At 60.9% G+C, this 7,407-nt stretch carries 7 protein-coding genes; 6 read left to right on the top strand and 1 reads right to left on the bottom strand.

Annotated elements, in window-relative coordinates:
- Window positions 1-200: 200 nt before the first annotated feature.
- Window positions 201-992: a shikimate dehydrogenase family protein gene (locus NGM99_RS21025; protein ID WP_252822645.1), complete on the bottom strand. Its 792-nt coding sequence runs from the start codon at window positions 990-992 to the stop codon at window positions 201-203.
- Window positions 993-1,120: 128 nt separating this feature from the next.
- Here NGM99_RS21025 and NGM99_RS21020 point away from each other — a divergent pair, with 128 nt between their 5' ends.
- From NGM99_RS21020 to NGM99_RS20995, 6 genes are read left to right on the top strand one after another with little or no spacing between them, the layout of a single operon-like run.
- Complete coding sequence (locus NGM99_RS21020; RefSeq protein WP_252822644.1) at window positions 1,121-2,014, top strand: CoA transferase subunit A; 894 nt, start codon at window positions 1,121-1,123, stop codon at window positions 2,012-2,014.
- A 3-nt stretch (window positions 2,015-2,017) separates the two neighbouring features.
- Window positions 2,018-2,818: a CoA-transferase subunit beta gene (locus tag NGM99_RS21015; RefSeq protein ID WP_252822642.1), complete on the top strand. Its 801-nt coding sequence runs from the start codon at window positions 2,018-2,020 to the stop codon at window positions 2,816-2,818.
- 2 nt (window positions 2,819-2,820) lie between these two features.
- Window positions 2,821-4,023: a CaiB/BaiF CoA transferase family protein gene (locus NGM99_RS21010; RefSeq protein ID WP_252822640.1), complete on the top strand. Its 1,203-nt coding sequence runs from the start codon at window positions 2,821-2,823 to the stop codon at window positions 4,021-4,023.
- Window positions 4,024-4,055: 32 nt separating this feature from the next.
- The gene (locus NGM99_RS21005; protein ID WP_252822638.1) at window positions 4,056-5,768 is read left to right on the top strand and encodes an acetolactate synthase catalytic subunit; all 1,713 of its coding nucleotides are present in this window, start codon (window positions 4,056-4,058) and stop codon (window positions 5,766-5,768) included.
- A 12-nt stretch (window positions 5,769-5,780) separates the two neighbouring features.
- Window positions 5,781-6,782 carry a dihydroxyacetone kinase subunit DhaK gene (locus NGM99_RS21000; protein WP_252822636.1) on the top strand — a complete coding sequence of 334 codons (1,002 nt, stop codon included), beginning with the start codon at window positions 5,781-5,783 and terminating at the stop codon, window positions 6,780-6,782.
- Complete coding sequence (locus NGM99_RS20995) at window positions 6,779-7,384, top strand: DAK2 domain-containing protein (protein ID WP_252822634.1); 606 nt, start codon at window positions 6,779-6,781, stop codon at window positions 7,382-7,384. Before NGM99_RS21000 ends, NGM99_RS20995 begins: the two co-directional genes overlap by 4 nt.
- The last annotated feature ends 23 nt before the right edge of the window (window positions 7,385-7,407 follow it).

Genomic DNA, 7,407 nt, shown 5'->3' with positions numbered 1-7,407 from the left:
GCCTATCTTCAAGCCCGTGGCGGGATTGGTGACGTCGATCGTCTCGCCGCCATCCGCTTGAACCCATTCGCCGTCAATCAGGTTGGCTTCGCGAAGGTAGGGACTCGCTTTCTGCAGCATGGGGGTGTTCCTTTTCAGTTGACTCGGGGAGATCGTAAAGTGGCTACCAGTAGTGAGATGGTCGCGCAGTTAGGCAAGGCTCAAAGGCCGCGTTCAAAAAAATCTAGAGCCAGCGGGATTTGAGGCGGGAACATGTCCATACCAGCTTGAACCTTGCAGCCACACGCAGCTGCGTGCACGAGCAAAGGTGTGGTTAGTGCTCCATTCACCACATCACCGACAAAGATGCCCCCGCGCGTCCCGGAAAGGTCGAAGGGAAGCGGATCCCGCAGTTGCAGTCCGAGTGTGGTGGCATTGACGAGGATGTCAACGTCCCTCCCGGGCGGCATATCGGTTACGGTGAATGCTGTTTGGGGAAACGACGGGCCCAGTCTTGCCGCGAGAACCTCTGCGCGACTACGGCTGCGGTTCGTAAGCGTAATCCGCGCGACACCGGCGCGAGCTAGCGCGTAAGCGATACCAGCTGCGACACCGCCAGCGCCTGCCATATGCACAATCTTGCCCGCGACAGCTATCCCAGCTTTCTCCATAGCCCCAACAAAACCCGCGCCGTCAAGCTGATGACCGATTAGCCGGCCATCCGGCAGACGCCGGACGATATTTACTGCACCAGCGATGTGGGCGGCCTTGCTCACCTCGTCCAGCAAATGAAGAATGCTCTCCTTGAAAGGCATGGTGACGAAGAAACCAAGAAGGTTCCCAACCTGTCGCAAACCCGAAAGGGATGTCTCGAGGCCATCCGGGGAAATATCAAACGCGACCATGCGGCCGGGCAGACTATGCTCCAACAGGTACGTGTTTAGCATTGCTGGTGATTGGGCCGATGCAATCGGATGCCCGATCAGGCCGTAAATGGTGGTGTGGTCGGCCAACTGTCCGAATCCCCTCTTTCACGTGGACGCTACGGAAAAGACCCTGTGCGCTAAACGACAAGAAACGTTTTTTGTTGCGAATTTCAAGAAACGTTTTTATACCGTCGCCTTGCTGGGAGGAATTGGCATTGAAAGATAAGCTGACAACGCTCGAAAAGGCGCTCGCGCCTGTGATTTCTGGTTCGTCATTGATGCTCGGCGGCAGTCTTTTGCGCCGTCCCCCGAATGCCGCTGTGCGCCATCTGATTCGGAGCGGAGTTCGCGATCTTACAGTCATGAGTTGGGCTGGCACGACCGCAGTCGACCTACTGGCCGCAGCGGATGCTATCCGCCGCTGGGAGGGCATCTATGTCGGGATGTTCAACTACGGCCTTGCACCCAATTTTCGCCGCGGCGTGGAAAACGGCCGGATCGAAGTGCGTGACTTCTCAGAAACTGCGATGGTGGCGCGGCTGCGCGCGGCTGCCCAAGGCCTTCCATTCCTACCCATTCGCACGCTGTTCGGCTCTGATATTGCTCGTGTGAATCCCGAGCAAATCCGCTCATTTTCCTGTCCCTTTACTGGGGAGACTCTGCAAGCGATTGCTGCAGCCGAAACCGATTTTACGCTGATCCACGGCTATGCTGGCGACAAGTATGGGAATGTGCAGTGGCCAGTGGTGCGCGACACCGATGACATGGACCAGCCAATGGCAGCCGCCGCCAAACGGCTGATTGTTACGGTGGAGAAGATCATCCCTCACGAGGAGGTCCGCAAGCAACCCTCTCTCACATACATCCCTGGCAATTGGGTGGAGGCGATCGTCGAAGTGCCGTTTGGCGCCCATCCGGCAGCATGCGACACGCTCTACGACGAAGATGACAGGCAGATGAGCGACTATGTGGCTCGCTCGCGCACAGTCGAAGGTGCTGAGAGCTATCTCGCCGAGTTCGTCCACGGCGTGCCCGATCATACGACCTATCTCGAAAAGGTGGGGGGAGCCGCAGCGCTCGCTACGCTCGACGTGCGGATGGGAGACTGAACTATGACTTCGTTTTCCACTAACGAACTAATCGCTGCTTATCTCTCCCGCCAGATCCGAGACGACGACTTGTGTTTCGTAGGCGTCGGCACCAATGGCCGCGCCTTCACGCTAGCGGTCGGCATTCCTCTCGCTGCCGTACGGCTTGCACAAATGCGGCACGCGCCAGGGGCTGCCGTCTACTGGGGGAACTTACTTGAACCCGACCTGTCGGTGATCCCAGAGAGCTTCACGCAGGATGCTTTCACCAGATGGGAGGCTGCCGCCTGCCCACCCGACACCGGCACCAAATGCGATATGCTAGCCCGTCGTCGCTTCGATGTATCGTTCAACTCAGCTGCCCAGCTCGATCGCTTCGGCAACATGAACATCACTGCCATAGGTGACTACCGCGCGCCGAAGGTGCGCCTCGTTGGTTCGCTTGCCCAACCCGAGCACTTCGCGTTCGTACGGCGACCGATTCTTCTCATGGACCTCGACAAGCGCTCTTTCGTGGAAAGGGTCGATTTCATCACAAGCGCCGGCCACCTTTCGGGAGGCGATAGCCGCCGGCAGGCGGGCTTGGGCGAAGGTGGACCGCACCTCGTAGTTACCGACAAGGCTGTGTTCGACTTCGCAGAAGATACACGCGCCATGCGCCTCCGCTCGCTCCATCCAGGGGTAACGCGAGATGAGGTGCTTTCCTCCATGGGTTTCGAGCCAGTCATTCCCGATACGATTCCCGAGACCACGGCTCCGAATGCGGAGGAGCTCACCACAATCCGCAAAACGATCGACCCCAACCGCATCCTTCTAAAAGTCTGATCATGACCGAGCCTACCGTATCTGCCCTGTCCGGCCTGAAGGTTCTGGACCTCTCCCGCTTCATTGCTGGTCCCCATTGCGCCATGCTGTTGGGCGACCTTGGTGCCGACGTAGTCAAGGTGGAGCGCACCAAGGCCGGCGACGACACCCGGTCGCTCGGCCCCTATATTGCGGAAGAGAGCATCTATTTCATGATGTTCAATCGCAACAAACGGTCGCTGACGCTCAATTTTCGCAACCCCGAGGCACAGGACCTCCTGCGTCGCCTGGTGTTGGAAGCCGACGTACTGGTCGAAAACTTTCGCCCTGGCACCATGGAGAAGATGGGCTGCGGCTGGGATGATCTCCACCAGCTCAATCCGAAGCTTATCATGGCGCGGCTGTCGGGCTTCGGCCAGAACAACAGCATGTCGGCCGAACCCTGCTTCGACGGCATCGCCCAAGCTATCACCGGCTTCATGGATCTCACCGGCGACCCTAAGGGCTCGCCCATGATGGCAGGCACGTTCCTGATCGACTACGCGACCGCCCTTCACGCCACGGTCGGCATCCTTGCAGCCCTCAACCACCGCAACAAAACGGGCGAGGGCCAAGTAGTGGATGTGAGCCTGATCGGCGGTGCTGCTTCTATGCTCATGACGGCCATCCCTGAATTTCTAGTCAATGGCCGCTGCATGACCCGCGGAGGCAACCGCGATCGCTACGCTGCTCCCGCCAACACCTTCCAAGCCAAGGACGGCGTGTGGCTCCACATGATCGCGGGCAACAATGCTCACTTCCCGCGCTTTGCCCGTATGATTGGCCAGCCTGAATTGCTCGAAGATCCCCGCTTCGACACACTCGAAGGGCGCATGACCAACGTGGAGGCGATCGAAGCCGTCGCGGCGGAGTGGATTGCCCAGCACACGGCCGATGAGGTGCTCGCCGCCTTGCGCAGGGCAGAGCTGCCCTCAGCGCGCATCCGCACGATCGAAGAGGTCGCAAATGATCCCTACATGCGCGAAGCCCGCCATATCATCGATGTGGTGCACCCCAAGGCAGGCGTAGTTCCGATGCAAGGCCCGCCTGTGGGACTTGGCACCACGCCGTCCACCGTGCGCCGCCCGCCGCCAATGCTCGGAGAGCATTCCGACGAGGTACTGCGGCAATGGCTCGACATGCCCGAAGGGGACATGCGTCGCCTGCGCGACGCAACCATCATCTGAATTCGTACGAGTAATAGAGGAGGGCTCGACCCATGACCAAGGGTAACATGTCTGGCGCGCATGTGATGGCACAGGCTTTGAAGCGGCACGGGGTGGAGGTGATTTTCGGCCAAGCTATTCCGGCCGCACTCTTTCTAGCAGCTCCCCATTACGGCATTCGCCAAATTGGCTACCGCACCGAAAATGCGGGGGCGGTGATGGCGGATGCCTACGCCCGCATTTCGCACAAGGTGCCTGTTGTGACGGCCCAAAACGGGCCTGCAGCAACCCTTCTCGTTGCGGGTTTGGCGGAAGCCTATAAGGCATCGATCCCGATCGTCGCTATCGTGCAGGACGTGGCGCGGCCCTTTGCCGACAAGAACGCTTTCCAGGAACTCGACCACCTCGACCTGTTCAAAGGTGTCGCGAAATGGATCCGGCGCGTGGCGGATGTGGACCGCATCGAGGACTATGTGGACATGGCCTTTGCGGCTGCTGCGTCGGGGCGGCCGGGCCCTGCTGTGCTGATCGCGCCGATCGACATGTTCCTTGATACGGCCAAGACCGCCGAGACGGCGCGCACGGCCTCGCTCGGCACCTTCCCGCTCGACCGCACTGCACCCGATCCCGAGCGCCTGACAGAGGCGGCCAAGCTCTTAGCCGAGGCTGAGCGCCCACTCATTATCGCAGGCGGTGGTGTGCACGTCTCGGGCGCGGCGGATGCGCTGGCTGATCTCCAGGAGCGCTTTGGCCTACCTGTGGCGACCACAGTGATGGGCAAGGGTGCGGTGGACGAGCGCCATCCCCTCTCGGTTGGCATCGTCGGCTACTTCATGGCCGAGCGCAGCCGCTCCAAGCACCTGCGCGATTTAGTGACCGAGGCGGACGTGGTGCTTCTCATTGGCAACCGCACCAATCAAAACGGTACCGACTCGTGGCAGCTTTATCCCAAAGGCGCGCGCTACATCCACCTAGACGTGGACGGTCAGGAGATCGGCCGCAACTACGAGGCGCTGCGGCTCGTGGGCGACGCGAAGCTCGGCATCGAGGCGCTGTCAGCTGCGCTCGAAAATCAGGATCTGGCTAAGCTGAAGAACGCGCGGTCAGCGCTCGAGCAGGCTATCGCGATCGGCCTTGCCCAAGGTCGCAAAGATGCGGAAGCGGTTGAAGCCTCGGATGCAAGTCCGATACGCCCCGAGCGCTTGATGCGTGATCTCGACACGCTTCTAACCGCAAACGACATCGTGGTGTCGGATGCAAGCTATTCCTCGATTTGGATCGGCAACCACCTCACCGCACGTAAGCCAGGCATGCGCTTTCTGACCCCGCGCGGCCTCGCAGGGCTCGGCTGGGGCCTGCCTTATGCAATCGGCGCCAAATGCGCCAGGCCCGAAGCAAAGGTCTTCGCGCTTGTGGGCGATGGTGGCTTCGCCCATGTCTGGGCCGAGCTTGAGACTGCGCGTCGCATGGGCCTTCATGTGGTGGTAGCAGTCCTCAACAACTCGATACTGGGCTATGAGAAGCATGCGGAAAAGGTGCTCTTCAACGAGTACTCCGACGCATGCGACTTCTCTCCGGTCGACCATGCGCAAATCGCGCGGGGCGCGGGCTGCCAGGGCGTTCGGGTCGAGCGTGCGGAGGACTTCCTGCCAGCGCTCGAGACAGCGTTCGCAGCCGAGAAGACGACCGTGCTCGACGTCATCACCGATGAGCGCGCCTATCCACCGATCTCAATGTTCAATGACAACAGCGCGCTGCAGTACTGAGGAGCAAAGCGCATGAAAAAGCTTCTCAACGACCCTAGAGACTTTGTGGACGAGATGCTGGATGGCCTCGTCTCGGCCCACTCCACACTCAAGCTCGGCGGTGAGAGCGCGCGTGTGGTTCATCGCGCGAGCGGTACGTGGCAAGGTAAGGTAGGCGTGGTCTCGGGCGGCGGCTCGGGACATCTACCGCTGTTCACCGGCTATGTCGGCGAAGGCTTGCTCGACGCCTGCTCGATCGGCAACGTGTTCGAGGGCCCCACGGTCGGCTCCTGCGTGGAAGCCATTCAAATAGCAAATGGGGGTAGAGGTGTGCTCCGCCTTTACGGCAATTACGGCGGCGACCGCATGAACTTCGACATGGCGGGCGAGATGCTGGAAGATGACGGCATCCGCACCACTACAGTACTTGGCACCGATGATGTAGCAAGTGCTGGACCTGCAGAGCGGACCAAGCGCCGCGGGGTCGCAGGCATTATCTATGCCTACAAGACTGCAGGCGCGTTGGCCGAAACGGGTGCGGACCTCGATGCGGTCACTGCAATTGCCCAGCGTACGGTCGATCGGACGCGCACGATCGGTGTTGCACTCGCGCCCTGCCAGGTACCGGGCTCGAACAAGCCTTCGTTCACCCTCGGTGCGGACGAGATCGAGATGGGCATGGGCATTCATGGCGAGCCAGGCATCTGGCGCGACAAGCTCAAGCCAGCGGATGCGGTAGCGGACGAGATGATCGAGCGCCTGCTTGCCGAGAAGCCGAACAATGCCAGCACCCGTGTGTCAATCTTGGTGAACAGCCTTGGGGCGACCCCGTTGGAAGAGCTGTTCATCTTGTTCCGCCAAGCGCGGAAGCAGCTCGAGGCCCAAGGGTTGGCAATCGTGCAGCCGCTGGTCGGCCACTATGCCACATCGATGGAGATGGCCGGTGCGTCCTTCTCGCTCTGCTTTCTCGACGAGGAAATAGAGAAGCTGCTCGCGGCTCCCGCCCATTGCCCGTTCTGGAAGGTTTCAGCATGAGCATCACGCCTTCAGCGATCGCTTCGGTGGTTGAGCGCCTGCACATGGCTATGGACGGGATCGAGCAGCGGCTGAACGAAGCCGACGCCAAGCTCGGCGATGGCGACACGGGCGGCATGCTCGCTCGCGTCCTGGCCAAGATGGCCGAGACCGACCTATCGGGTGCAGTCGATCCGGGTACCGCGCTCACTGCCCTTGCCAAGGCGGCAACGATTGCCACAGGTTCAAGCCTCGGCACGTTGCTTGCGACAGGCCTGATGGCTGCGGGGCGCACCATAAAGGGGCGCGAAAGCGTAAGGGTGGGCGAACTGAGCGAAATGGTGGCCGTCGCACGCGACGCCATGATCGCGCGTGGCGGCGCGAGCCTGGGAGACAAGACCGTGCTGGATTCTCTCGATGCGGTGGCGGATGCCCTCAAGGGCGCAACTACCAGCGCGCAAGCTGCGCATGCTGTCGCTCAAGGTGCTGCAACCGCGCTCGAAGCTTTTCGCTCCCGCCCAAACCGCATCGGCCGCGCTCGCATGTTTGGTGACGGGACAGTGGGCTTGGACGACCCAGGCATGCTTGCGGTGAAGGAACTTGCTGCCAAGCTGGCCGGGTGAGCGGCACCATCCTCGCGACCCCG

The organism is Mesorhizobium liriopis (assembly GCF_024053505.1).
GTDB lineage: Bacteria > Pseudomonadota > Alphaproteobacteria > Rhizobiales > Rhizobiaceae > Mesorhizobium_B > Mesorhizobium_B liriopis.
Note: the sequence above shows the minus strand (reverse complement) of the source record. Positions and strands in the feature narration are given on the sequence as shown.